The sequence below is a fragment of the Stenotrophomonas sp. YJH_SMC_17 genome (genome assembly GCF_059371655.1).
Window position 1 is genome coordinate 901,037 of the sequence record NZ_JCAFUU010000002.1, and the last position, 22,988, is coordinate 924,024.

The following is a 22,988-nucleotide window of genomic DNA, read 5'->3' on the forward strand; positions in this document are numbered from 1 at the left end:
TCAGCCTGTGAGAGGGCGGGGCGGAACAATCGCCGCAACCCCATCTGGAAGCGAGAACGCAGGATGATCACCTGGAATCGGAATGCCGTTGCCGCCTACGCGCCGGCCATGGTGGGCTGGTGCCTGGCACTGGCCAGTGGCCTGCGTCTGGAACAATTGCGCGACGACCGGCTTGCCCAGGCGATGCTGCCGCTGCTGCACGGCGGCGTGGTGGCGTCGCTGCTATTGACGCTGGCCTGCACGGTGGCGGCCAGCGTGCTGCTGTGGCGAGGTGGCCACCGCAATCGTGGTGGCATCGATGCGGGCACTACAGCGGCGCGGCATCCATCAGCAGGAACCGGCACGGTGCACGCTGGAAGGCGTTGATCCGGGGCACAAGGCGCTGGAAATGTTCGCTGGCGCAGTGCAGGTCGAGCGCCGCGCGGTCCGGCCACCGTTCGATGAAGATGAAATGACCCGGATCCTTCTGGTCCACGAACAGTTCATAGCCGAGGCAGAGCGGCTCGCGCTGCGTGCACGCGACCAGCTCACGATACAGCGGCAGCACGGTGTCCACGGCATCGGGACGGATGAAATCCTCGGCGATCACTTTCAGCATGTCCGGCACCTGCAGATCGGGCCCTGCAGGATAGTGCCGGCGCGTGGCCGGCACCTATCCCCGTCGCCGCAATACTGCGTCCGCGTTGACCAGGTGCACATCGTGCATCTGGTTGAGGTAGGCCTCGTAGTAGCCCCTGTGCGAGGCACCGACGATGGTCAGCATGCGGCTACCCGGGTGCTGGCCCAGCACGTCGTGCGATGGAGCGCAAGCAGGTCATCGGGTTTGCTTAGGTTGGCCTTCATCGGCTCGTCCGCGGTGAAGCGCGCCGCACTTGCCGGGTTGTCCCAGGCTGCTTGCAGGGCCGCGCTGCAGGCATTTTTCTGTGCTTCCGGGATGGGAGCGTCGCCGGTGAGGTCATCGACCGACCGTAAGCGCTCCAGGTCTAGGCGTGGCGAGCACGCCGGCGATCATGCCCACCTCGTAACGCTTGGCCGTGCGCTTGTCGAGGAACGGCACCAGTTCCGGTGTCAGGCTGTCGGCGGTGCGACGTTCGTCCTTGGGCAGGCGCAGCCATTGCACCACCGCCGAAGCAGGGCCTCGAGCAGCGGCTGCAGAATGTCCGGCGTGAAGGTCTTCGGCAGCCCGGAAAGATGGGGCGTGCCGAGGACCAGAACTTCGTTAGGGCGCCCGGCGGGTGGCCCCTTCACTGGTCTGGCTGGAAGGCGGGGCGATAGCCGGCATCGGTGGCAAACGCGCAAGTGCTGCACAGGCCAAGGAGGATGAGGCCGTCCAACCGAACGAACATGTGATCTCCTTGTCGATGTACCTCCTGCAGATGGCTGCACGTCGCCATTTTCACGTGGCGGGGTATCTCCCGTGGGTCATGCAGACATCACCGGCTCGAACTGCACCCGCTTCCGCAGCGCGTGAGTACGCCGTGAAGTACACCGCAGCGTCGGCGGAAGTTGAGACGGAAGTCGCGGAATTCCGCTAAAGCCGCCGCCGGCATCGCCGATATCCCCTCTGGATCCCGCTCCAGTCGCCCGCTGCAGGACCCCAGGCTGCCCCCGATGGGCGGCCCGCGCTGTGTGTTCCGCCGCTCCCAGATGCCGATCGCACCCGCACCAGATGTTCTTGCCAGCCGCTCGAGGGGTGCCTGCCGGTACCTGTAGTCCTTAGCAACTGAAGTTGCCGCCGGGCATCCCGCCCGTCGGGTCGCAACCCTTTGTCGGACACCGAGGATCAGACAATGCTCATTCCAGGCTTCACGGCAGGCGCGCAGGCGCCAGCCGAGCTGCATACCCGTTGGTCGCCGTGGCGCGCGCTGCTGGGCGTCCTCGCCCCGCAGCACCGCGCCAGCGCCATGCCTGCAGCGAACGATCGCTCCGAACTTGAGGCCCAGGTTGCGGCGCTGCATCGGGTGCAGGCTGTCATCGAATTCGCGCTCGACGGCACCATCCTGCAGGCCAATGACAATTTCCTGCAGGCGGTGGGCTATCGGCTGGAGGAGATCCAGGGAAAGCACCATTCCCTGTTCGTCGATCCGGAGCAGGCGCGCAGCGTCGAATACCGCGATTTCTGGGCGCGGCTGGGGCGTGGCGAGTACGACGCCGGGCAGTATCGCCGCTTCGGCAAGGGCCAGCGCGAGATCTGGATACAGGCCTCGTACAACCCGGTGCTGGACCGCCAGGGGCGGCCATACAAAGTGGTCAAGTTCGCTACCGACATCACCGCGCAGAAGCTGCAGACGGCTGATTCGGCCGGGCAGCTGGCGGCGATCGGCAAGTCGCAGGCGGTGATCGAGTTCAGCATGGACGGGCGCATTCTGTCGGCCAACGACAATTTCCTCGCCACCACCGGTTACAGCCTCGACGAGGTGCGCGGACAGCACCACTCGCTGTTCGTCGAGCCTGGCCATCGTGGCAGTGATGAGTACCGCCGGTTCTGGGAAAAGCTTGGCCGCGGCGAATACGACGCCGGGCAGTATCGGCGCCTGGGCAAGGGCGGCCGCGAGGTCTGGATCCAGGCGTCCTACAACCCCATCCTCGACCTCAACGGCAAGCCGTTCAAGGTCGTCAAGTACGCCACCGACATCACCGCGCAGGTGCATGAAAACCAGGCGATGCAGCGCGCCGTGGCGCAGACCCGCGAAGTCGTGGCCGCGGCCAAGCAGGGCGACCTGACCCGCCGCGTTGCCACGGCCGACAAGCAGGGCGCGATCGCCGAGCTGTGCGAAGGCGTGAATGCGCTGGTCGAGGCGATGGCAGCGATCATTGGTCAGATCAAGTTCGCTGCCGACACCATTGCGGTGGGGGCGACCGAGATCGCACAGGGCAACAGTGACCTGTCGCAGCGCACCGAGCAGCAGGCGGCCTCGTTGGAGGAAACCGCGGTATCGATGAAGGGGCTGGCCGAGACCGTGCAGCGCACTGCCACCAACGCGCGCCAGGCCAGCCAGCTGGCCGGCGGTGCCGCTGACGTCGCTGCGCGCGGCGGTAGCGTGGTGCATGAGGTGGTCGAGACGATGGCGGTGATCAATGCCTCCTCGCGGCGCATCGTCGACATCATCGGGGTAATCGACGGCATCGCGTTCCAGACCAACATCCTCGCACTGAACGCAGCGGTGGAAGCCGCACGCGCCGGCGAGCATGGGCGTGGATTTGCCGTGGTCGCCACCGAGATCCGCGAGCTGTCGCAGCGCTCGGCCAGCGCAGCGAAGGAGATCAAGCAGCTGATCGATGAGTCGGTGGCCAACGTCGGGGCCGGCACCGCCCAGGTCGAGAGCGCCGGCCGCACCATGGACGAGATCGTGACCAATGTCCGCCGGGTCAGCGACCTGATGACCGAGATCAGCACCGCCTCGCAGCAGCAGAGCGACGACATCCAGCAGATGAACCAGGCGGTCGACCTGATCGACCAGGGCACCCAGCAGAATGCTGCCCTGGTCGAAGAGGCGTCGGCAGCAGCGCGCAGCATGGAAGAGCAGTCGGCACAGCTGCTGCAGACCGTGGCCGGTTTCCGTGTCCAGGACGGGGCAGGGCATCCGCATGGCGGCGCAACCCTGCGGGTGGTCTAGGCGCGCGGGGCAGCGGGTGCGTCCCGGGCCTGCAGGGCCGGGGCAAGATGCACGCGGTTTCGCCCGGCATGCTTGGCGCGGTACAGGGCCTGGTCGGCACGGTCGACCAGGTTACCCGGCTCGTACGGATCACTGGCGGCCTGCCAGGCCACGCCCACGCTGATGGTCACATGGCCCTCGGCAGCGGGTAGTGCAGCGCTTTCGACCGCAGCACGCAGGCGTTCTCCCAGATGCAGCGCGTGCATCGCCTCGGGCGATGGCAGGGCCGCGATGAACTCCTCGCCCCCGTAGCGGGCCAGCAGGTCATCTCCTCGCTGCAGGCAGCCATCGAGGATGCCGACGACGGCACGCAGGCGGCGGTCACCTTCCGGGTGCCCGTAGGTGTCGTTGAGCCGCTTGAAGTGGTCGATGTCGATCATCAGCACGGCCAGGCCCCGCCCCTGGCGGCGCGCGCGGCGGTGGGCGGCACCCAGCGACTCATCGAAGCTGCGCCGGTTGCCCAGCCCGGTGAGGGGATCACGTCGTGCCAGTGTTTCCAGTTCATCGCGCTGGCGCTGGACCTCGACCTGGCTCAGCACGCTGCGCAGCGCGTAGGCGAGCATGGCGCCGATGAATCCGGCCATGGCCAGGCCCGGTTGCAGGCGGGCGACCAGCAGCGCCACCATCATCAGCAGCAAGGGCAGCATGAGTGGTACGCCGGCATCGACGATGCGCCGCAGGCTGCGGGATACTGCCACTGGCGGGCGGCGGCGACTGCCTGCCATGACCGCCAGCAGCACGAACAGTGCACTGATCAGCAGGTCCGCCCAGCTGCCGTCAGGTATCTGCGGCTGGTAGGTATTGATGTAGAGCGCCAGCAGGAAGTATCCCAGCGCGTAGATCGAGAGCGTCCGGAAGAAATCGCGGCGGTCGGGATTGTCCTCGGCCAGGAAACGGATCAGCGCGAAACAGAACACCAGGCTGTTCTGTACGCTGCTCATCGTGTGCAGGCATTGCGTCCACAGCGCTGTGTTGAGGGGCGCCATGGCCCGCATATGCAGGTAGTACAGCAGCCACAGCAGGGCAATGACTGCAAGGTCCACCGTGCGGATGCTGCGGTTGCCACCTCCGGGGCTGGCGGCCACGTAGGTCAGGGGGACCCGGTAGAACACATACAGGATCAATGACGATGCCGTCATCTGCGCCGGCGCGAGGCCGGCCACGTTCCGGTACAGCAGTGCCAGCAGGGCGAGCGAGAACAAACCGACGGCCGCGCCGAGCAGCCGCCATTTGCAGGCTGCCTGTCTGCCGCGTGCCCGCCGCACGCACGCCAGTGCGGCCAGCGAGGGGGCGGTGATCAGCAACAGGTAGGAACCGACAGGGTCCTGCGGGCCGATCAAGGCAATGACGAGAGCGTGCGTGACCAGAAAAAACAGTGCAGCACGTAGCGTCATGCATTCCCCCGCCCCCGGATCCGGCGGGATCACGATAGGCAGATGTACGTGAGGCTGGCAAGAAAAGTGTGCGCTGCGTCTAGTGTCAACCTTGTCAGCAGTCGCGGTTGTGGCGCACTGGGCTCCGGAGCCCCTCGGCGCTGCCCAGGACGACCGCCTGGACGCGGCGTGCAGTTCAGCCCCGGAAATGCAAAAGGCCAGGTCGGGGACCTGGCCTTTGATGCAGTGGTGCCGGTGAAAGGACTCGAACCTTCATGGGGTCACCCCCGGCTGATTTTGAGTCAGCTGCGTATACCATTCCGCCACACCGGCAGGCAGCGTGCGAGTGTAACCGAGGTGGGCAGGGCTTTCATAGGGGCAAGGCAGATCGAGGCGTTTCCTGTCGGCATCAGCCTTGTGATGGCTATACTGCGGCGGCTTGAATACCTCCAGGAGCGGTAGCCGATGACAGTGTTGCAGGACCTGAGGGTGCTGGTGGTCGAGAACGACGAGATGAGCGCGGCCCTGCTGCAGATGCAGCTGGTGCATGCCGGAGCCACCGTGGTCGGGTTGGCGGCGAGCGTGGCTGAAGCACTGCGCCTGCTGGAGGAGACGTCTCCGGATGTGGCCCTGCTGGACTATCGCCTGGCCCGCAACGAGACCAGCGAACCGGTGGCGGCAGCGTTGTCGGCGCGCCGTGTACCGTTCGTGCTCGCCACCGGGATGCTGGCCGAACAACTGCCGGATGCGATGCTGACCGGCATCCTGCTGGTCAAGCCGTACCTGTCGGCGGATCTGAGCGAGGCGCTGGTTCGCGCAGTGGGTCGCTCCCGCGTCAAGGCCTGACTGGCCCACGTGGAGACGGCCGGCGTATGCTGCCCGGGCCTGAATGCTCAGGCCTACAAGGAGAGTGGCATGAAGAAGTGGATCAAGCGCATGGTTGCTGCGGGTGTCCTTTCGATGGCGGTCTTCGGTGGTACGGCAACTGCCGCGTGGTGCGGCCAGCCCTGTTTCCAGCTCTACAAGAGCTGCATCGCACGCGGCGGTGAGGTTGAGCAGTGCCTGCAGGAACAAGCTTTCTGCGAAGAGGCGATGTGCGGCGGCAATCCCTGATCCAGGAACCCCGCCTCGGCGGGGTTTTTCATCTGCGCAAGGCGCTCAGCCCGCTTCTTCATGTACGTAGCGGATGTCCTCGCGGTCGTCGAGGATGCGGTACTGCTCGGCCAGGTTGTCCGGGTCGGGCGTGAGCCAGGCATCCAGGTGCTCCCTGCGGATCGGTATCACGCCGCGGTCGTGGCCTGCCGCGGCGACATCGCGTGGTGGGGTGTCGGTGATCGTGGCGAACGAGAGCAGGCGGCCTTCCGGGCCCTCCCATTCCGCCCACAGGCAGGCCAGCAACAGGTCGCGGGGCGGCTCTGGACGGAACTCCAGCACCACATCCTGCTCTTTCTCGTCCGTGCCCAGTGTGCGACCGGCAATCGCGTGCCGGGGCACGTGCTCATAGAACGCGCTGACCACCACCACGCCGTGGCGCAGGCCGAACGCGCCTCGCCAATACCCTTCCAGGCTGTCGCGCCGCGCGTTGTAGGTGCCCGGGTAGAGCACGTCGTTACGTGCGGGCTTGTCGGGGAGGCGGCACTGGTAGCGCATCGGCTTGATCACTCGCTGGCCTTTCTCAGTGACCATCACCGGCGCGTAGGTGCCGGGGAAAATGCGGTTGTCGCGCGGCAGCAGCTGCACCCGGTGCAGATCCTCCAGTCGGGCCTGGGCGCGCTCGATGCGGTTCCCGGCCACGCGCAGGTCGTTGCGTGCCTTCTGGGTGGGGCGGGTTGCCAGCGTGGCTTGGGCAATATCCCGGCGCTCGCGCTGGCGGGCCAGCTCCGCTTCCAGATCCTGGCGTTCCTGCGCATGCCACTGCTGGATTTTCGCGACGATGTCGCGGCCCTGTTCGGTGCGGGCGCCGGCAAAGCCGTCATCCATTGCTTTCGGAGTTTTCGGCCGCTTCTTGCCGGGGTCGTGCGCGTACAGTTCCGCGAATTCCTCCAGTGACAGGATGGCGCCGAACTCGCGCACCAGCTTGGCGTAGTCGGCGCGGATCAGGGCGGAATAGCACATGGGGACTCTGCTGGAGGTGGGTCGCAGCGGCTGCGACGCGGATGCGGCAGGATAGCCTGACCCTTTGGAGAGAGTGTATGAACGATTCTGTCACCTGCCAGTTCCGCGAGGCCGTGCCCACGGTGGAAGACTACTGCCAGCTGCGTGTGCTTGCCGGCCTCAGCGCCAAGAGCCGGGAAGCGGCTGAACGCGCGCTGCCCAACACCCTGTTCGGCGTGTGCGCCTATCAAGGGGCTGAGCTGGTGGCGATGGGGCGCATCGTCGGCGATGGCGGATGCCATCTGCAGGTCTGCGATATCGCTGTGCTGCCGCGGTTGCAGGGGCAGGGCCTGGGCAAGGAGGTGATGCGGCGTCTCGATGCATGGATGCAGGCGAACCTGCCGCCGTCGGCGTACGTCAGTCTGCTGGCTGATGGTGAAGCACATCGCCTGTACGCACAGTTTGGTTTCGCGCCGACCGCGCCGGCCTCGATCGGGATGTATCGCCGGTTCTGAAGAGGGGTGGCGGTGAGGTCATCCACGCATGCGTGGATAGGGCCTTCCCTGGAATCGCAGGCAAAGAAAAACCCCGGCCGAAACCGGGGTTTTCAAGAATTGGCGTCCCCACGGGGATTCGAACCCCGGTCGCCACCGTGAAAGGGTGATGTCCTAGGCCTCTAGACGATGGGGACGCACGAAAACTTCAAGTTGTAGATCCTTCGACGGCCTAATGTCGAAGTGGTGGAGCCAAGCGGGATCGAACCGCTGACCTCCTGCATGCCATGCAGGCGCTCTCCCAGCTGAGCTATGGCCCCATGAAACTCCGGATGATCTGCCGGGAGCAGAGTCCGTTTTGAAACTGGCGTCCCCACGGGGATTCGAACCCCGGTCGCCACCGTGAAAGGGTGATGTCCTAGGCCTCTAGACGATGGGGACGCACGAAAAACTTCAAGTTGTAGAACCTTCGACGGCCTAATGTCGAAAGTGGTGGAGCCAAGCGGGATCGAACCGCTGACCTCCTGCATGCCATGCAGGCGCTCTCCCAGCTGAGCTATGGCCCCGTGTTACCGAGCCGCCTATCATACCTGCGTGTTCACGTTTGTGGAAGTCTTTTTTGAACTTTTTTCGTTCCGGTTCAACCATCGCCACAAGGGCGGGGGAACCGCAACGCCACAACCTGAATGCCGGTAGGCGGTGAACAAAAAAGACCCGGTTATCGGCCGGGTCCTCGTTGTTCGTGATGAGTGGCGTCCCCACGGGGATTCGAACCCCGGTCGCCACCGTGAAAGGGTGATGTCCTAGGCCTCTAGACGATGGGGACGCAATTCTCATCAATGTTCTTCGCGACCTTTCGACGGCCTAATGCCGAAAGATTGGTGGAGCCAAGCGGGATCGAACCGCTGACCTCCTGCATGCCATGCAGGCGCTCTCCCAGCTGAGCTATGGCCCCACGTCGCTGAGGAGCGAAATAATAGCCTTGCCCTAGGGGGTTGGCAAGCATTTGTTGCACTTTTCTTCACGTGCGCTGCGACGCTGCTGTCCGTCGCCTGTGGTCAGGCATTGTCCTCGGTCAGTGCCGCCAGGATCGGGCACTGATCCCGTGCTCCGTGTCCCGGGCAGGCGTCGACCAGCTGCGAAAGTGCCGTGTGCATGCGCTGCAGCTCGGCCATTCGTTGCGCGATGTCCTGCAGGCGCGCCTGGGCGGTGTCACGCACGCTGCCCATGTCCTGCGAGTGGTGGTCGCTCAAGGCGAGCAGCTCGCCGACCTCTTCCAGGCTGAAGCCCAGCGCCTTGGCGCGTCGGATGAAGCGAAGGCGGCGCAGGTCCTGTTCGCCGAAGATGCGGTACCCGCCGGCCGTGCGGGCTGCCGTCCGCAGCAGCTGCTGCCGCTCGTAGTAGCGCACGGTATCGATGGGCACGCCCGCCTGGCGGGCCAGTTGTCCAATGTTCATGGCGGATTCCTGCGGATGCTGCGGGCCATTGTGAAGCCTGGAGCCGGCTCGAGGGTCAAGGCCGGACGCTCGCGCCGCGTATTCAGCGTACTTTGCAACTTTCTTCATAGCCCCGCTGATGGGCCAGTTCCTACGCTTCGCCTGAACCGGCCACCCGATGGCCTGCAACGAAGCGAGGAGGTGGTCTGTGGATGGAATCAGCAACGAAGGATTCGTCGAGGTCGCAGTGGTCGAGTATCCGGGGGGCGACCCCTCCGCCGCGTCGGTACTGGCCGAGATGACTCATGTCGCCAACCGCCTTGCACAGCAGCAGCGTCGGCCATTCAAGCGCGTGGTGGTCACGCGATGGATCGTACCCGCCAGCCAGACCGGCGTGCATCGCATTGCCGGTGCGGAGATGCTGGAAGCCGCCATTCCCGCGGTGATCGCGGTCCCTGGCCAGATCAGCCCGGGAACCTGCCTGCGCGCCGAGGAAGTCCTGCTGGACTGGCTGCGGGCCCATTACGACGGCGGCAGCCTGCTGGCAGCCGCCAGTGACGGAGTGGGTGTGCTGGCGCGGGCCGGCCTGCTGGCGGGCCGAACGGTCAGCGGGCCCGATCTTGGGCGGCATCCCGGTTTGCAGGCCCAGGCGGTGAGCTGGGTGCCCAGCGAACGTGCGCTGGTCGACGACGGCGATCTGCTGACGGTCGGTGGCTCGCAGGCCTGGCGGTTCCTGGCCCTGCGGCTGCTGTACCGGTTGCACGGGCAAGGCGTGGCCAGTGCGGTCGCACAGCAGTTGGGAATCGCCGTACCCGCCGGGATCCAGCAGGATCTGGAGCGCTTCAGTGCGAACTTCGCCCATGGTGATCGTGATGTGCTGAAGGCGCAGCGCTGGCTGCATACCACTGCAGCACGAGGTGCCACCCTGGCTGCCATCTGCGAGGTTTCCGGATTGGAGCCGCGGACGCTGCAGCGACGCTTCCTCAGGGCCACCGGCCTGCGACCGATCGAGTACTGCCAGCGGCTTCGTATTGCCAAGGCGCAGACGCTGCTGCAGCAGGGCGCCGGGATCGACGAGGTGGCCTGGGGTGTGGGCTACGCCGACCAGAGTGCATTCCGACGCCTGTTCCTTCGCATCGTGGGCATGACGCCGGCCAACTATCGCCGCCATGTCAGTTGCAAGCGGCGCGAGCGACCGCTGATGCCGTCGGTGGCCGGAAGCCTGCGCGGGCTGCAGGCGCCGTCGGGTGTGCAATCGGGACGAAGTGCCGCGTGATGCGTGGTGGTGGGGAGTGCTTGCAACCTGGGGGCGAGGCTTCGACCATGCAGGCAGTGGACGATTGAGCGGGTGGGCTGATGTCGAGCGTAGGGCCGGTACCGATGCCGGTGGTGTTGATCCTTGCATGTGCGTTGCTCGCAATGGGCATTGCCCGCCTGTGGCCACGCGGGAAGGGCGAAATGCCGGTGCCCTCGGCAGCCAGCATGGTGCTGGACATGTTGCTGATCGGCCTGCTGTGCGGGCGCATCAGCTTTGTCGCGCTGAATGTTGCACTCTATCGCCAGGCACCCTGGAGCATCCTGCAGATCACCGACGGCGGCTACCACCTGGGGGTGGTGCTGGTATCAGGGCTGGCCTGGGCACTGTGGCGCCTGCGGCCGTGGCGCGCACTGCGTGTACCGGTGTTGGCCAGTGCGCTGGTCGGCGTGCTGCTCTGGGCCGGTGGTGGCGCGTTGTTGTCTGCCTGGCAGGAGCGGCAGATGCCGCTGCCAATGCTGCAGGTGGAAGACCTGAAGGGCGGCAAGGTCGATCTGCAGCAGTTTCGCGGCAAGCCACTGGTGCTGAATCTGTGGGCCACGTGGTGCGGGCCCTGCCGCCGTGAGATGCCGGTGCTGGCAACGGCTCAGCAGCTCCATGCCGATGTGCAGTTCGCATTCCTCAACCAGGGCGAAACCCTGGATGAGGTCCAGGGTTTCCTGGCCAGCCAACGACTGGAGCTGGGCAATGTGCTGCTGGACGATGAGGCTGCCGCTTCAACCGTGCTGGGTGTGCAGGCCTATCCTTCGACGCTCTTCTTCGACGCCGATGGGCGCCTGCGTGAACTGCACCTGGGCGAACTGACGGCGGCCGGTCTTGAACACAAACTGCGCCGGCTGCGGTAGCCTGCGCGGGCATCTCACTACGGAGTTCCCATGTTGTCGACTTCCCTGCGCACTGCTCCGGCGGTGCTCTTGCTGCCGGTCATGCTGGCATTGGCCGCCTGCAGCCAGGCACAGACGCCACCGGGCAAGGCCGCCACGGCGCCGACGGCCGGCGCACCGGCCACGACCGCCAAGGGCGATCGCCCGGCGGTGCTGAAGGGCATCGAGAAGCACGGCTTCGAGGTCGTTGCCGAATTTGATGCGCCGGGTGGCCTGCGTGGCTTTGCCGGCGTGGTAGGTGGCCAGCAGCCTGCAGCGGCCTATGTCACGGCCGATGGCAAGCATGTGCTGGTGGGCAGCCTGTTCGATGCCGAGGGCAATGATGTGGCCGCCGAGGCGGTCGAAAAGCTGGTCGCCGCACCGATGTCGGCCAAGATGTGGACCAAGCTGGAAGCCAGTGCCTGGGTGCGCGATGGCAAGGCCGATGCGCCGCGCGTGGTCTACACCTTCAGTGACGCCAACTGCCCCTACTGCCACAAATTCTGGGAAGCAGCGCGGCCGTGGGTCGATGCCGGCAAGGTGCAGCTGCGTCACATCATGGTTGGTGTGATCCGCGAGGACAGCCCGGCCAAGGCCGCCGCCATCCTCGCCGCGCGTGATCCGAGCGCGGCGCTGCTGGAGAACGAGCACCAGTTCGACCGTGGCGGCATCAAGGCGCTGCCGAACATCAGCCGCGAGATCGCAGGCAAGCTTGATGCCAACCAGGTCCTGATGCTGGAGATGGGCTTCCAGGGCACGCCAGGCATCCTGTTCCAGGATTCACAGGGTCAGGTGCAGCGCCGCGCCGGACTGCCGCAGGGCGACGACCTGACGACGGTGCTCGGCCCGCGCTGACCCGTGTCGACATGATGACGTAGCCCACAGGCCCGCATGGCGACATGCGGGCCTGTCGCGTTCTGTGCCCCAGGCCGACACAACCGCTTGCGCATGACCTGTTCAAGGTCACGTCTGAATCGTGACTGAGATCAAGCATCGCGCCTTGATTCCAATCAAGGCCAAAAACGACAGGCGGATTAGCCTTTGACGCATGGAATACAGCGTCAACGCGCCATGGATGCCGCGCCACGGCTGCCCCGATTCGGGCAGTGTGGCACCGCTATTCACGACACTCTCACTCCCTGCTTGTTACGCAGACCGCTGCGGTCGCCACCTCTCTGGCAGCGCGGCCTTGATGGAAGCGACATGGGTACAGGCAGGGCAATGTCATCGTCCTGTTGTCTGCCGCGCGCAGGCTGACCGGTGTCGTCGACGCAGTACCCGCATTTCCAGCAACGGCAACGCGAAGCCAGGGCGGCGCATGCGTGCGCTCCAGGACCGTGATGCGAGTGTTCGTCCGGGGAGGATGCAATGCGTTTGGCGGTACTGAGTCTGGCGTGTATGGGTGCACTGGCGATCTCGCCAGCGTATGCGCAACAGGGCGATGCGGAGGATGCGCAGGCATTGCGGCGTGAGATTGCCGCCATGCGTCAGGCGCTGGAAGGCATGCAGCAACGGTTGAATCGGCTGGAGGCGCGCGATGATGCGCCGGTGCAGGCACGGACGACGGCAGCGCCTGCAACGACGCCTTTGGTTTCGGCACCTGTCCCTTCCGATGTGATTCATGGCACGCAGGTCCCGGGTGTCGCACAGCCGGTGTTGCCACAACGCGACTCCGTGGCCGATCCATCCACAGCGGCATCGCGTCCGGACAGTGCCGCGGGCCCGACCGATCCCGACCTCAAGGGCTTCTTCGCCATTCCCGGCACCGACACCGTGATCCGCATCGGCGGCTACGCCAAGCTTGATGCCATCGCCGACTCGCGCGCGGCCGGTGACGAGGACCAGTTCATCCCGTCGTCGATGCCGGTCGGCGGCAGCCACCGTGATGTGTCCAACTTCAACATCCATGCCAAGCAGACGCGCTTCAGCTTCGAGGCGCGACGCCCGACCACGCACGGCAACCTGCGCTTCTACCTGGAGAACGACTTCTTCGGCAGCAGCGACGGCTACGAGTTCCGCCTGCGTCATGCGTATGGCCAGCTCGGTAATACCTATGCCGGTTATGGTTACTCCAGCTTCATGGACCCGGACAGCCTGCCCGACACGCTGGATTTCGCCGGGCCCGGCGGCGCGGGCTATCTGCTGGTGGCGGGCATCCACCACAGCTTTGCGATGGGCAAGGGCAACACCCTGACCGTCGCCGCCGAAGACCCGAAGACCGAACTGGCCGGTGCCAGTGATGAGCGGGCCGCGGTGAACCGTCTGCCGGACGTAACCGTGACCGCGCGCATGGAGCGCGACTGGGGCCACCTGCAGCTGGGCGCGGTGGCGCGCAGCCTGGCCTACGACGGCGAGGACGAGCGCGACCGGCGCATGGCCGGCGGCCTGCAGCTGAGTGGCTCGGCCTCGGTAGGCGAGCGCGACCTGCTGCTGTTCGGTGCACTCGGTGGCCGCGGTCTCAGCCGCTACACCGCCGACCTGACCGGCTCCGGGCTGGACGCGGTGGTCGGTGCCGATGGCCGTCTCGACGCGCTGGACCTGCACGGCGGCTTCGTTGGCTACACCCATTACTGGTCCGAGCTATGGCGGTCGAACCTGATCTTTGGCCAGCTGACCCTGGAGCGGAACGCGGCACTGGCCGCCGACGCGTTCCGGCAAAGCCGCTACGGCGTGTTCAACCTGATCTGGAGCCCGGCGCCCTCGTGGACCATGGGCATGGAGCTGCTGTACGGCCGCCTGGAACAGCAGGGCGGCGCGCGCGGCGACACGGTCCGGGTGCAGGGCAGCCTGCAATACAACTTCATCAAGTAAGCGCGAGCAGTCGTACGCCAGCGTAACCGTCCCCACGCCCGGTCAAGCCGGGCTCATGCCAGTACAGGAGATTGTCATGGCAGAAGCAAAGAAAATCGGGGTGGTCGGAGCCACCTTCCTCGTTGCCGGCAACATGATGGGCTCAGGCGTGTTCCTGTTGCCGTCCAGCCTGGCCAAGATCGGCACCGCCTCGATCTGGGGCTGGCTGATCACCACCGCAGGTGCGCTGCTGCTGGCGTTCGTGTTCGCCAAGCTGGGCAAGCTGGCGCCCAAGGCGGGCGGTCCGTACGCCTATGCGCGTGACTGGTTCGGGCCGTACATGGGCTTCCAGACCAACACGATCTACTGGTTCGCCAACTGGATCGGCAACGTCGCCATCCCGATTGCGGCGGTCGGCTACTTCAGCTACTTCTTCCCGATCCTGTCCGAGCCGCTGGTGCGCTGCATCGCGGTGCTGGTGCTGGTGTGGGCGCTGAGCTTCGCCAACGTGATCGGCCCAGCCTTCGTCAGCCGCGTGCAGACGGTTACCACCAGCTTTGCGCTGGTACCGATCCTGGGCATCGCCATCTTCGGCTGGTTCTTCTTCGATGCCGACATCTTCAAGGGCGCCTACAACGTGTCCGGTGAATCCAATTTCGGCGCGATCTCCAGCGCCGCGGCGCTGACCCTGTGGGCCTTCATCGGTGTCGAGTCGGCCTCGGTGACGGCCGGTGTGGTCGAGAACCCGGAAAAGAACGTGGCCCGTGCCACCCTGGCCGGCGTGTTCCTGGCCGCAATCGCCTACATCGCCAGCTCCTCGGTGATCATGGGCATGGTGCCCAATGGTGAACTTCAGACGTCCGATGCGCCGTTCGCACTGGCCGCGGCCAAGGCAGTGGGCGGTTGGGGCGGTGCGCTGGTCAGCCTGTGTGCCTTCATCGGTGCGGCCGGTTCGCTGGGCGGCTGGATCCTGCTGACCGCACAGAGCGCCAAGGCCGCTTCCGACGACGGCCTGTTCCCGAGCATCTTCAGCAAGACCAACAAGGATGACGTGCCGGTCAAGGGCGTGCTGATCGTGGCCGTGCTGATGACCCTGGCCGTGCTGGTCACCTCCACTTCGGAAACCGCCTCGGCCCAGTTCGACGTGATCACGTCGGCGGCCGTGGTACTGACCCTGCTGCCCTACATCTACTCGTGCGTGGCCTGCTACTTCGTGGTCGAGCGCTCGCACACGATCATTCATACCGGTGCGTTCTGGACCCTGACCAGCCTGACCGTCGTGTACTGCCTGTGGGCGATCTACGGCTCGTCCGGAACCATCGTGCAGTACGCGTTCCTGTTCGTGCTGTTCATCACCGTGTTCTATCCCTTCTTCAGCGAGGAGCGCCGCCAGCAGCGGCAGCGCGCCCGCGAGGCTTCGGCGATCAGTGCCGGCGCCCAGCGTTCCTGAGTTAGACAAGGAGAATCAACGTGTACTTCAAGTCCCTGGACTATCCGGTCATTGTCATCGACAACGACTACGAGTCGCCGCGCATCGGCGGCATCCTGATCCGCGCCCTGGTGGAGGAGCTGCGCAGCAACGACCAGCGCGTGCTGTGTGGCCTGAACCTGGATGATGCCCGCGCCGGTGCCCGTACCTACGTGGCGGCGTCGGCGGTGCTGATCTCGATCGATGGCAGCGAGGAGGTGGATGGCGAGTTCCAGCGCCTGACCGCCTTCCTGCGCGAGCAGAGCGCGCGCCGCGCCAACCTGCCGGTGTTCCTGTACGGCGAGCGCCGCACCATCGAGAAGGTGCCGAGCAAGCTGCTCAAGTACATCCACGGCTTCATCTTCCTGTTCGAAGACACCAAGAGCTTCATCTCGCGGCAGGTGATGCGCGCAGCCGAAGACTACATGAAGAACCTGCTGCCGCCGTTCTTCAAGGCGCTGATCCATCATGCGGCCGAGTCGAACTATTCCTGGCACACGCCGGGCCATGCCGGTGGCGTGGCGTTCACCAAGTCGCCGGTGGGGCGTGCATTCCACCAGTTCTACGGCGAGAACACCCTGCGCAGCGACCTGTCGATCTCGGTGCCGGAGCTGGGCTCGCTGCTCGACCATACCGGCCCGATCAAGGATGCCGAGGAAGAAGCCGCGCGCAACTTCGGTGCCGACCATACCTTCTTCGTCACCAACGGCACCTCCACTGCCAACAAGATCGTCTGGCACGGCACGGTGGCCCGCGGCGACGTGGTGTTCGTCGACCGCAACTGCCACAAGTCGCTGCTGCACGCGCTGATCATGACCGGCGCGGTGCCGGTGTACTTCACCCCCAGCCGCAACGCGCACGGCATCATCGGCCCGATCAGCCTGGACCAGTTCACGCCCGAGTCGCTGCAGCAGCGCATCGCCGCCAACCCGCTGGCCAGCAAGGCCTACCAGGCCGGTTCCAAGCCGCGCATCGCAGTGGTGACCAATTCCACCTACGATGGCCTGTGCTACAACGCGGAGAAGATCGCCGACGAGATCGGCAGCGCGGTCGACTTCCTGCACTTCGATGAAGCCTGGTACGCCTATGCCGCCTTCCATCCGTTCTACGAGAACCACTACGGCATGGCCAAGGGCAAGCCGCGAGAGCAGGATGCGATCATCTTCACCACGCATTCCACCCACAAGCTGCTGGCCGCGTTCTCGCAGGCATCGATGATCCACGTGCGCAATTCGGCGCAGCGCGACCTGGATGCCGAGCGCTTCAACGAGTCGTTCATGATGCACACCTCGACGAGCCCGCATTACGGGGTGATCGCGGCCTGTGATGTGGCGTCGAAGATGATGGAGGGCGAGGCCGGCCGTTCGCTGGTGCAGGAGATGCATGACGAAGCCATCGCGTTCCGTCGCGCGATGCTGCACGTGCGTGACGATCTCGGCCGCGACGACTGGTGGTTCAGCGTGTGGCAGCCCACCAAGGTCGAGCGCAGCCTGGACAAGGGTGACACGCCGGCACCGCTGGTGGCCAAGCGCGAGGAGTGGTACCTGCAGCCGGACGCGCATTGGCACGGCTTCGAAAATCTGGTCGACGACTACGTGCTGATCGACCCGATCAAGGTGACCCTGCTGAGCCCGGGCCTGGCGATGGACGGCAGCATGGGCAGGCTGGGCATTCCGGCGGCGGTGCTCAGCAAGTTCCTGTGGGGCCGCGGCATCACCGTGGAGAAGACCAACCTGTACTCGGTGCTGTTCCTGTTCTCGATGGGCATCACCAAGGGCAAGTGGAGCACGCTGGTCACCGAACTGATGGCATTCAAGGAGCTGTACGACCGCAACGCGCCGCTCAGCCAGGCACTGCCGTCGCTGGCGGCCGACTATCCCAATGCCTACGCTGGTTGGGGCCTGCGTGACCTGTGCGATGCACTGCATGCGTTCAACCAGGAATTTGCGGTGGCCAAGGTGATGCGCGAGATGTACGTGGATCTGCCGACCCCGGTGATGACCCCGGCCGATGCCTACAACCACCTGGTCAAGGGCGAGATCGAGCGGGTCGACATCGAGCAGCTCAGTGGCCGCGTCGCCGCGACCATGCTGGTGCCGTACCCGCCGGGCATTCCGACCATCATGCCGGGCGAGCGCTTTGGCGACAGTGACGAGCCGATCATCCAGTCGCTGCGCATGGCCCGCGAACAGAACGCTCGTTTCCCGGGCTTCGAGTCGGACGTGCACGGGCTGATCATCGAGCAGGAGGGTGATGCGGTTTCGTACAGGGTGGAGGTGCTGAAGGCCTGACCGGCAACGGTCGGCCCTTCGGCGGACGATGGATACCGCGCGCGAGCAACGCATCCTGAAGTTCTCCATCGGGGTAACCATCGCAGTCAGCGCGGTTGGCTTCAGTGGTGGCCTGCTGGTGGGATCGCAGGCCATCCTGTTCGACGGCGTGTACAGCCTGGTCGACGTTGCCTTGACCCTGGTGTCGTTGTCGGTGCTGCGGCTGGTTGCGCGGGAACAGAGCCCGCGCTTCCAGTACGGCTACTGGCACCTGGAGCCGATGGTCGAGGCACTCGGCGGGGTGATCCTGTCGCTGGCCTGCGTGTATGCGCTGGCCAACGCAGTGATCGGCTTGACCACGGGCGGGCACGAAGTGAAATTCGGGCCTGCGCTGTGGTGGGCGGCATTGCTGAGCGCCAGCAACCTGGCGATGGCGGCATTCGTCGCGCAGCGTGCGCGGCGCCTGCGCTCGGCGTTGTTGTGGCTGGACGTGCGAGGTTGGCTGCTGGGGGGGCTGATGAGCCTGGCGGTGGTGCTGGCCTTCGTGCTGGCACTGGCGTTGCACGGCGGCGACTGGCACCACTGGGTGCCGTACCTGGACTCGATCGTGCTGGCGCTGATCAGCCTGGCGGTGCTGCCGGTGCCTGCGCGCAGCGCGTGGAAGGCGATGCGCGAGGTACTGCAGGTGGCCCCGGATGATCTGGACCGGCGCGTGCAGCAGGTCATGCAGGCGTTCGTGGCAGAGCGCGGCTATGCCGGTTTTACCAGCCACGTGGCGAAGATGGGGCGGATGAGCTTCATCGAGATCCACGTACTGGCCGATCCGACGACGCCGTTGGGTTCGGTGGGCCAGGTCGATGCGATGCGCGATGAGATCGCGGTACGCCTGGATGCCCGTGGCAGCACGTTCTGGCTGACCATCGATTTCACCGCCGACCCGGCGTGGACGTAGCCCTGCTTCTTTGGCGCCGGGGCCTTGCCGGGCCGGGTTCTGCTCCCCTGTAGAGCGGAGCTCATGCTCGGCTGCCGTTCGCGTGGAGCAGCCGAGCATGGGCTCGGCTCCACAACTGCCGATCGCGTGCAGTAGCAAAGCGCTGGCGTGGCGACGCAACATGCCGCGTTCGTTGCGCACGGCGGACTGCTCTGTTGCGTCGGATGTATTTGATCTCAACCCGGGTTGAGGTCGCAGACTGCCTCGCAGTTCCAACGCGCCTAGCGCAGGTAGTACTCCACCGGCACCACCAGCTCCTGCGGTGCCTTCAGTTCATCGGGAATGGGGGGGAGTGGCTGGGCGCGACGGAAGGTCTGCAGAGCTGCGTCATCGAGCATCCGCTGGCCACTGGACTGCTCCAGCCGCAGTGCCAGCAGGCGACCCTCGCGGTCGATGCTGGCCCTGACCCAGGCAGTGCCCTGCTGCCGGCGCGAGCGCGCGGCAGCGGGGTAGTAGCGGTAACGTTCCAGCCGCGCCATCAGGCGGGCTTCCCACTGGTCGCTGGCGGCGCCGGCCTGGAAGTCTGCCGGTGGCGCGTCCGGAGCGGGCGGCGCGGCCGTGATCGATGCCGGTGCGGGACTTGCATCGGTCGCGGCCGCAGGCGGGGCGACCGGCAGTGGCTGGCGGCCCGTGCCACCCGGTTCGCTGGCGGCCTGCTCTCCCTCGCGCGCCGCCGTAGGCTTGGGCGGCGGCGGTGACTTTGTGGGCTGCGAGGCGCGGGCCTGCTGCGCCTGGCTGGGGGTTTCGGCCTGGCGCTCCTCTACCGGCTGTGGCGGCGTGGCCGGTGCCAGCAGGCGCAGGCTGATGCGCACGTCCTGCTCCGGCGGCGGCAGCATCGGCGGCATCGCGACCCAGTGCATCAACAGCAGCAGTGGCAGCAGGTGCAGGACGACGGTGATCGCGATCGCCTGCCAGTGTTGGCCGCGCTCACTCATCGTCCAGCACCCACAGCAGATCGGCATCAGCTGCATCGACGGTTTCACCCGGTGAAGCCAATGCGATCACCAGCGCAGGCGTGTCCGGTGACAGGTAGCCCGGTACCCCGGTACCGCGCAGTACATGCCAGCGACCTGCTACCAGCAGCGCCGGTGCGGGCGCATCGAGCAGCACCTGGGCCATGCGCGTGTCGCGGGCCTGTTGTACGGCCAGCATCCCTTCCAGCATCGGTGCCGCGTCTGCGTGCTGGGCCAGCACCACCGCCGACAGGCGCTGGCGGGCAGCGGCCACTGGGAATCGCACGCCCTCGGTCGAGGCCAGCAGCGCATTGACCTCGGCACGCGCCAGGTTGCCACCGAACAACGGCGTGCCTGCATCGGCAGCCTCCCGTACCAGCCCGCCATACGCGGCCCACGGCCAGCGCGCATCCCAGTCCAGCAGTTCCTGCAGGCGTGCACCCTCGGCATGGTTGCCCTTGGCCAGCCAGCGCTGCACCCCTTGCAGGCGTGGCTGGCGCGCGCTGGCGATCATTTCCATCACCAGGGCGCCCTGCGGGCGTTCCCGCAGCAGAGCGTGCAGCAGCCAGCGCTGGGCGGCATGGTCTCCGGCGAGGTCATGGCGTTCACCCAGCAGCAGCCGCTGCGCACTGGCCGCACGCTGCACGAATGCGGCCTCGTCCACGCGCTGGCCATTGGCCAGATCGATCACCGAGCCCGGCATCGGCTGCGCGCCAACCATGCTCGCCAGCGCCAGCGCCAGCAGGCACAGTGGCAGCCAGCGACGGCTAGAACGCCACATTGATTCCCATCGAGACGGTACGGCCGCGGCCGTTGCCGCGGTCCAGGATCGGGCTGAAGATGCTGTCGATCGAGGCATTGTTGTCATAGGCCTTGTTCTGCAGGTTTTCGATGTTCAGCCACAGCGTGGTGTTGGCCTGGGGCTTGAAGCTCGCGTAGAAATCCAGCAGCACACCGGTGCCGCCGGTCTTGCGGGTCTGGAAGAAGTCGTAGCCCTCCTCGGTCGGGCCCGAGTACTCGGCGCGCAGGCCGGCCTGTACACGCTGCTGCCACCAGCGGCCACCCACATCCAGCGTCCAGTAGCGGTCGGGCAGGGCGGTGATGTCTTCCAGGTTGACGAACTCGATGGACGGCGCGCTGGTACGTGAGCGGGTCCAGCTCAGCGTGGCGTGGTAGTGCTCGCTGGCGTAGTGCGCCTCCAGCTCGATGCCGCGCATGCGCACGACGCCGGGATGGTTCATCCAGCGGGTCGTGGCGGTGAAGTCATCTGCATCCAGCACATCGGTCCAGGCATTGAGCTGCGGATCGCTGTCGATCGGCACCACCAGCGGTTCCATTTCCGGCGGATGCACGATCAGCAGGTACTGCGGCTTGATGTAGTCGCGGATGCGGTTGTCGAAGCGGGTGATGCGCAGCTGTGCCAGATCACCGTCGACCAGCAGCGAGTCGGTGCTGAGGTTGGCGCCGAACTGGAGGTTGCGCGAGCGTTCGCGACGCAGGAACGGGTTGGCGCCGACGCCATCGGCATCGCTCATGCCTTCCAGCGGGATCTTCTCGAAGAACATCTCCTGCACACGCGGCGGGCGGGAGGTACGGGAGACTTCGGCGAACAGCTGCAGCCAGTCGGTGGCCTGCCACGAAACCGTCAGGCTGGGGCTGAGTGCGCGCTGGGTGCGGCGCACATCGATGCCGCCGCCGTTGATATCGGCACACTGGCCCGGGACATCCGAGCAGATCGGCACGTGGCCACGGATGCCATAGCGATCCTGGCGCAGGCCGGCAGTCAGCGCGTAGACGTCGTACCGCAGTTCCAACGTGCTGAACACACTGTCCAGCTGGCTGCGACCCTGCGGGTTGGCACCGCGCAGGATGGGCGTATCGGCCACATAGATGTCCGACTGGTGCTTGACGCCGGTGTTCCAGCGCGCCTGCACGGCGCCGATATCGAAGCGGCTGGTGTTGTCGACGGTCCAGCTGCTCAGGCTGCTGTGGGTGCGGCGGCCGATGTAGCTTGAATCTTCCACCGGCGGATAGAACAGCCGGGTCTTGTTGCTGGCGAACGTCGCACGCAGGTCAATCCACGGCGTGTAGGGCGTGTAGTGATAGCTGGCGCGCTGGTTGCGCGCGGAAATCTGCCACGGGTAGTTGTGGTAGAAGTCGTTTTCGTAACGCATGTGGCTCAGGTCGAGCCGATGCTGGTCGCTGGGCTGCAGGCGCGCTTTCAGCAGCCAGCTGCTGGGCTGCTGGCTGCCCGGGTCGGCATCGTTCTTCTGCCCACGCGCGGTCGCGTATTCGCTGCTGCGGCTGCTGCTGGCAGCAGCCAGCAGGCCGAACTGGCGGTCACCGCCGTCGTCGCTGTGGCGCCAGGCACCGGCGAAGGTACGGCCACTGCCGTAGCCGTTGTTACCGTGGCGGTAGCCTGCACGAAGGCCCCAGTCGCGGCCCTCGCCAAGCAGATCGTCGATATCCAGGGTGCGGAAGTTGGCACTGCCGGCCAGCGTACCGGCGCCGTCACCGCCAGCGACCGCACCGCGCTGCACGTCCACGCCTGCCAGCAGGAAGGGGTCAACATAGGCGAACGGACCGCCCGAGCCATGCCCGGCATTGTTGCGGAAGGTCTGGGTGACACCGTCGATCATGGTGTTGACCCGGCCGGCACCGGTCATGCCGCGGATGTTGACCTGCAGGCCCGGCTGGCTGCGCGAATGGAAGCTGTGGGTGCCGGGCATCGAGCGCAGGAGGCTGTTGCCGTCCTGGTGTTCGGCCATTGCCACGCGTTCGCTGCCGACCGTGGGTGCGAAGCCATTACGGGTGGCCGGCACGTACTGGCTGGCACCGGTGCCGGGTGCGTGGCCGTGCGCGCTATCGCCCTGCACACGGAGGGGCACGGTGCGTCGGCTGCCGTCGCTGCGCTCGGCCGGCGCCGGTTCCAGAGTGGCGCGGCGCGCATCGATGAAGCGTGGGCGCAGGCCACTGCCGGCCAGCAGGCGCGACAGGGCCTGCGCATCGTCGAAGTTGCCGCGCAGCGCCGGCGCTGCATGGCCGGTGGGAAGCGCCGCGCCAACGATCAGGTCGATGCCGGTCAGGCGGCTGTAGGCATCCAGCGCGGCAGCCAACGGTTGGGCGGGCAGGTCATAGGTACGCGTGGCGGCCTGCGCGTGGGCGCTGGAGGGCAGCAGCGGAACGGTGCCGGCGCAGGCCAGCGACAGGGCAAGGACAAGAGGGCGAGGGCACAGCATCGGGGGCTCCAGGGGCTGACGCAGAGCGTCGTCATCCTGGGTAGAC

At 66.1% G+C, this 22,988-nt stretch carries 19 protein-coding genes, 7 tRNA genes and 1 pseudogene; 12 read left to right on the top strand and 15 right to left on the bottom strand.

The window, feature by feature from the left end; all coding sequences use genetic code 11:
- Positions 1–63 precede the first annotated feature (63 nt).
- Complete coding sequence (locus AC5P8Z_RS09205; protein WP_286068858.1) at positions 64–366, top strand: hypothetical protein; 303 nt, start codon at positions 64–66, stop codon at positions 364–366.
- Here the strand turns inward: AC5P8Z_RS09205 and AC5P8Z_RS09210 are convergent.
- Together AC5P8Z_RS09210 and AC5P8Z_RS09215 are read right to left on the bottom strand one after the other, a co-directional pair.
- Entirely contained in the window at positions 308–598 is a 291-nt protein-coding gene (locus AC5P8Z_RS09210) for a putative quinol monooxygenase (protein WP_286068857.1), read from the bottom strand. The genes AC5P8Z_RS09205 and AC5P8Z_RS09210 overlap by 59 nt on opposite strands.
- 54 nt (positions 599–652) lie before the next feature.
- Positions 653–1,346: pseudogene (locus tag AC5P8Z_RS09215) on the bottom strand (hypothetical protein).
- A gap of 444 nt (positions 1,347–1,790) precedes the next feature.
- Here AC5P8Z_RS09215 and AC5P8Z_RS09220 point away from each other — a divergent pair.
- A complete protein-coding gene (locus AC5P8Z_RS09220) occupies positions 1,791–3,617 on the top strand; it encodes a methyl-accepting chemotaxis protein (protein ID WP_495228855.1) in 1,827 nt (608 codons plus the stop codon).
- Here the strand turns inward: AC5P8Z_RS09220 and AC5P8Z_RS09225 are convergent.
- Both AC5P8Z_RS09225 and AC5P8Z_RS09230 read right to left on the bottom strand, forming a co-directional pair.
- Positions 3,614–5,050, bottom strand: a complete 1,437-nt coding sequence (locus AC5P8Z_RS09225; protein ID WP_495228857.1) for a GGDEF domain-containing protein — start codon at positions 5,048–5,050, stop codon at positions 3,614–3,616. The two genes, AC5P8Z_RS09220 and AC5P8Z_RS09225, sit on opposite strands and share 4 nt — an antisense overlap.
- A gap of 226 nt (positions 5,051–5,276) precedes the next feature.
- Positions 5,277–5,362: transfer RNA gene (locus AC5P8Z_RS09230), tRNA-Leu, on the bottom strand.
- A 132-nt stretch (positions 5,363–5,494) separates the two neighbouring features.
- Here AC5P8Z_RS09230 and AC5P8Z_RS09235 point away from each other — a divergent pair.
- Both AC5P8Z_RS09235 and AC5P8Z_RS09240 read left to right on the top strand, forming a co-directional pair.
- The gene (locus AC5P8Z_RS09235; protein ID WP_286068782.1) at positions 5,495–5,875 is read left to right on the top strand and encodes a response regulator; all 381 of its coding nucleotides are present in this window, start codon (positions 5,495–5,497) and stop codon (positions 5,873–5,875) included.
- 69 nt (positions 5,876–5,944) lie between these two features.
- Positions 5,945–6,142 (top strand): hypothetical protein, encoded by a 198-nt coding sequence (locus AC5P8Z_RS09240; RefSeq protein WP_006461763.1) that lies wholly within the window; start codon positions 5,945–5,947, stop codon positions 6,140–6,142.
- A 45-nt stretch (positions 6,143–6,187) separates the two neighbouring features.
- Here the strand turns inward: AC5P8Z_RS09240 and AC5P8Z_RS09245 are convergent, their stop codons facing one another.
- The gene (locus AC5P8Z_RS09245) at positions 6,188–7,144 is read right to left on the bottom strand and encodes an SOS response-associated peptidase family protein (protein WP_286068780.1); all 957 of its coding nucleotides are present in this window, start codon (positions 7,142–7,144) and stop codon (positions 6,188–6,190) included.
- Positions 7,145–7,221: 77 nt separating this feature from the next.
- Between AC5P8Z_RS09245 and AC5P8Z_RS09250 the strand changes: the two genes are divergently transcribed.
- The gene (locus AC5P8Z_RS09250; RefSeq protein WP_295568780.1) at positions 7,222–7,638 is read left to right on the top strand and encodes a GNAT family N-acetyltransferase; all 417 of its coding nucleotides are present in this window, start codon (positions 7,222–7,224) and stop codon (positions 7,636–7,638) included.
- 100 nt (positions 7,639–7,738) lie between these two features.
- Here AC5P8Z_RS09250 and AC5P8Z_RS09255 read toward each other — a convergent pair.
- The 7 genes from AC5P8Z_RS09255 to AC5P8Z_RS09285 all read right to left on the bottom strand — a co-directional run bounded on the left by AC5P8Z_RS09255 (position 7,739) and on the right by AC5P8Z_RS09285 (position 9,074).
- Positions 7,739–7,814: transfer RNA gene (locus AC5P8Z_RS09255), tRNA-Glu, on the bottom strand.
- A 47-nt stretch (positions 7,815–7,861) separates the two neighbouring features.
- Positions 7,862–7,937: transfer RNA gene (locus AC5P8Z_RS09260), tRNA-Ala, on the bottom strand.
- Positions 7,938–7,982: 45 nt separating this feature from the next.
- Positions 7,983–8,058 (bottom strand) — tRNA-Glu (locus AC5P8Z_RS09265).
- Positions 8,059–8,107: 49 nt separating this feature from the next.
- Positions 8,108–8,183 (bottom strand) — tRNA-Ala (locus AC5P8Z_RS09270).
- Between the two features lie 184 nt (positions 8,184–8,367).
- Positions 8,368–8,443: transfer RNA gene (locus tag AC5P8Z_RS09275), tRNA-Glu, on the bottom strand.
- A gap of 53 nt (positions 8,444–8,496) precedes the next feature.
- Positions 8,497–8,572: transfer RNA gene (locus AC5P8Z_RS09280), tRNA-Ala, on the bottom strand.
- Positions 8,573–8,675: 103 nt separating this feature from the next.
- Entirely contained in the window at positions 8,676–9,074 is a 399-nt protein-coding gene (locus AC5P8Z_RS09285; RefSeq protein WP_495228859.1) for a heavy metal-responsive transcriptional regulator, read from the bottom strand.
- A gap of 187 nt (positions 9,075–9,261) precedes the next feature.
- Here AC5P8Z_RS09285 and AC5P8Z_RS09290 point away from each other — a divergent pair, with 187 nt between their 5' ends.
- From AC5P8Z_RS09290 to AC5P8Z_RS09320, 7 genes are all read left to right on the top strand, one after another.
- Positions 9,262–10,329: a GlxA family transcriptional regulator gene (locus tag AC5P8Z_RS09290; protein ID WP_495228861.1), complete on the top strand. Its 1,068-nt coding sequence runs from the start codon at positions 9,262–9,264 to the stop codon at positions 10,327–10,329.
- Positions 10,330–10,409: 80 nt separating this feature from the next.
- Positions 10,410–11,213, top strand: a complete 804-nt coding sequence (locus AC5P8Z_RS09295) for a redoxin family protein (protein ID WP_495228863.1) — start codon at positions 10,410–10,412, stop codon at positions 11,211–11,213.
- Between the two features lie 30 nt (positions 11,214–11,243).
- A complete protein-coding gene (dsbG, locus tag AC5P8Z_RS09300; RefSeq protein WP_295568782.1) occupies positions 11,244–12,086 on the top strand; it encodes a thiol:disulfide interchange protein DsbG in 843 nt (280 codons plus the stop codon).
- A gap of 513 nt (positions 12,087–12,599) precedes the next feature.
- The gene (locus tag AC5P8Z_RS09305) at positions 12,600–14,042 is read left to right on the top strand and encodes a DcaP family trimeric outer membrane transporter (RefSeq protein ID WP_495228865.1); all 1,443 of its coding nucleotides are present in this window, start codon (positions 12,600–12,602) and stop codon (positions 14,040–14,042) included.
- A 76-nt stretch (positions 14,043–14,118) separates the two neighbouring features.
- Positions 14,119–15,471: an arginine/agmatine antiporter gene (gene adiC / locus AC5P8Z_RS09310; RefSeq protein ID WP_049433663.1), complete on the top strand. Its 1,353-nt coding sequence runs from the start codon at positions 14,119–14,121 to the stop codon at positions 15,469–15,471.
- 20 nt (positions 15,472–15,491) lie between these two features.
- Positions 15,492–17,780: an Orn/Lys/Arg family decarboxylase gene (locus tag AC5P8Z_RS09315; RefSeq protein ID WP_495228866.1), complete on the top strand. Its 2,289-nt coding sequence runs from the start codon at positions 15,492–15,494 to the stop codon at positions 17,778–17,780.
- Positions 17,781–17,808: 28 nt separating this feature from the next.
- Positions 17,809–18,711 (top strand): cation diffusion facilitator family transporter, encoded by a 903-nt coding sequence (locus tag AC5P8Z_RS09320; RefSeq protein ID WP_495228867.1) that lies wholly within the window; start codon positions 17,809–17,811, stop codon positions 18,709–18,711.
- A 260-nt stretch (positions 18,712–18,971) separates the two neighbouring features.
- Here AC5P8Z_RS09320 and AC5P8Z_RS09325 read toward each other — a convergent pair whose 3' ends face one another.
- The 3 genes from AC5P8Z_RS09325 to AC5P8Z_RS09335 are packed head-to-tail and all read right to left on the bottom strand — an operon-like array spanning position 18,972 to position 22,942.
- Positions 18,972–19,685, bottom strand: coding sequence for an energy transducer TonB family protein (locus AC5P8Z_RS09325; protein WP_495228868.1), 714 nt, complete (start codon positions 19,683–19,685; stop codon positions 18,972–18,974).
- Entirely contained in the window at positions 19,678–20,484 is an 807-nt protein-coding gene (locus tag AC5P8Z_RS09330) for a ChaN family lipoprotein (RefSeq protein ID WP_495228869.1), read from the bottom strand. The genes AC5P8Z_RS09325 and AC5P8Z_RS09330 overlap by 8 nt, the downstream gene beginning before the upstream one ends.
- A complete protein-coding gene (locus AC5P8Z_RS09335; RefSeq protein ID WP_495228870.1) occupies positions 20,471–22,942 on the bottom strand; it encodes a TonB-dependent receptor in 2,472 nt (823 codons plus the stop codon). Before AC5P8Z_RS09335 ends, AC5P8Z_RS09330 begins: the two co-directional genes overlap by 14 nt.
- Positions 22,943–22,988: the final 46 nt, after the last annotated feature.